General features: G+C 35.4%; 2 protein-coding genes and 1 pseudogene. All 3 read right to left on the bottom strand.

The genetic code is table 11. The features are described from left to right. Positions 1–112, bottom strand: a pseudogene (locus AB4Y90_RS17630) (nicotinate (nicotinamide) nucleotide adenylyltransferase); the annotation flags it as partial. Between the two features lie 25 nt (positions 113–137). Next, positions 138–497, bottom strand: coding sequence for a four helix bundle protein (locus AB4Y90_RS17625; protein WP_441558870.1), 360 nt, complete (start codon positions 495–497; stop codon positions 138–140). Between the two features lie 36 nt (positions 498–533). Next, the coding region (gene recJ, locus AB4Y90_RS17620) for a single-stranded-DNA-specific exonuclease RecJ (protein WP_441558869.1) at positions 534–2,229 on the bottom strand (1,696 nt) is incomplete at its 5' end.

The following is a 2,229-nucleotide window of genomic DNA, read 5'->3' as shown; positions in this document are numbered from 1 at the left end:
CCACAAACCACAATTCATTCATATCCGAATTTTCAAGAATATAATTCGCCAATATCAGATGCCCAATGTGGATTGGGTTAAATGATCCGAAAAATAAGCCGATTTTTTTCATTATTTCAGGGCTTAGGAATTAGGTTTTAGGAATTAGTTTGCAGCTTGGTAATGAGTGCGTTCAGCATTTTTGAAATTTCTTCTGATTTTTTACTTAAATGATCAAACTCATCAGTATTTAAATAATTTAGATTTTTCGAGATTATCAATTGAGTTTCAAATTCTGCACAACTTCCTCTCGCTATTTTTAAGAATTGTAGGTAATCAATTTGTGATCTCCTGGAATGTCCTTCTGCAATATTCGATGGAATTGAAATTGATGAACGACGAATTTGGCTGGTTAAAGAATAGAGCTCTTCTTTTGGGAAATTTTTGGTACAAGAATAAATATCTGTTACAAGATCTACAGATTTCTGCCAAACAATTAATTCCTTATAATTTCCCATATGTTTTTCTAATCCCTAAAACCTAACTCCTAAAACCTAATCCAGAAATTTCACATCTTTGATATTCAGGCAATGCGTTACATTTCCTTTCCAGTGATTTTCTTCCAGAGTAAAAGCGATATCGAAATTTTTAGTTCTGAAATCGTCTGCAAATTGCCCCAATTTAAAACCTACACATTCAATATTTCTTCCGGTAGATTCCTGTTTAATGTAAAACTTCAGGTGGTTGTTATCTTTACCCATCGTTTTTAGGTAGCCAGAAATTTTCTGATTTCTTAAAACCAGATTAGGTTTCATATTGTGAGGTCCGAAAGGAGCCAGTTTTCTGTGGAAATTAATAAAATCTCTGTTGATTTCATCAATATGCACATCAGAATCTATGGTAATTGACGGCTCTTTTTGATGGTCTTTTATTTTTTCGGCAACAACTTTTTCAAATTTGATCTTAAAATCTTCAAATTTAGATTTCTCCATAGAAAGTCCTGCTGCAGCATGATGACCTCCGAATTTCAGAAAATATTCTGAGCATAAATCTAAAGCTTCATGTACGTCAAAATCTGAAACCGAACGCGCTGAAGCTACCATTTCACCATTATTTCCGTCTGTGAAAACCAAGGTTGGTTTATAATAAGTTTCGGTAAGTCTTGAGGCAACAATTCCTATCACTCCTTTATTCCATTCGGGATGGTAAACTATTGTAGAAAACTTGGCCTGTTGCTGCGATTCTATGATTTGATTAAGCGCCGAAAGAGTAGAGTTCATATCGAGTTCACGTCTTTCATCGTTAAGATTCATAATGTCGCTTACGATTTGATGGGCATGTTTCAGATTGTCAGAAACCATTAGTTCTACGGCAGCTTTTCCATGAGAAATTCTTCCGGCGGCATTGATTTTTGGAGCAATTTCAAAAACAATATTTGAAATTTCGAAATGAGAAAGTTTATCTTCCGGAATCAAAAGTCTCAGTCCCATATTTCGGGTTTTTCTGAGCATTTTGAGTCCCATTTTTGCTAAGACCCTGTTTTCTCCGGTCATTGAAACAATATCGGCAGCAATGGAAATTGCCAGAAGATCTGTTAATTCAAACAGTTCTGCTTCCGGGATTTTATAAATGGTATTCAGACCTTGACAAAGTTTAAAACCTACACCACAACCTGAAAGTTCTTTGAAAGGATATCTGCAGTCGTTTCTTTTAGGATCTAAAACTGCTGTTGCATCAGGAATTTCGTCTCCGGGTAAATGGTGATCACAGATAATAAATTCGATGCCTTTGCTTTTGGCATAATTAATCATGTCGATCGCCTTGATTCCGCAATCTAATGCGATAATAAGCGAAAAGCCGTTTTCTTTTGCAAAATCGATTCCTTCGGTAGAAATTCCGTATCCTTCAGAATTACGATCCGGAATATAATAGTCTAAATATTTTTTTTGAACAATCTTTCTGAGATAAAGATACATCAGCGCAACCGCAGTAGTTCCGTCTACATCATAATCTCCGTAAACCATAATCTTTTCACCGTTTTCTATAGCTGTTGCAATGCGTTCAACTGCTTTCTGCATATCTGCCATCAGAAAAGGGCTGTGAATATCAGTTACATTAGGCTTGAAAAATTCTCTCGCTTTCTGATAATTGTCAATTCCTCTGAGAACTAATAGTTTGGATTCAAAAGTTCCAAAACCAAGCGACGAACTCAATCCATCAACAATTTCTTCATCAGGTTCGGGTTTATAA

The sequence above is a fragment of the Chryseobacterium sp. 2TAF14 genome, from assembly GCF_052115105.1.
Taxonomy (GTDB): domain Bacteria; phylum Bacteroidota; class Bacteroidia; order Flavobacteriales; family Weeksellaceae; genus Chryseobacterium.
This window is presented reverse-complemented; position numbering and strand designations above follow the sequence as displayed.

Coding starts and splice junctions, on each gene's coding strand:
- AB4Y90_RS17625 (WP_441558870.1), bottom strand. CDS start 497: ATGGGAAATTATAAGGAATTAATTGTTTGGCAGAAATCTGTAGATCTT.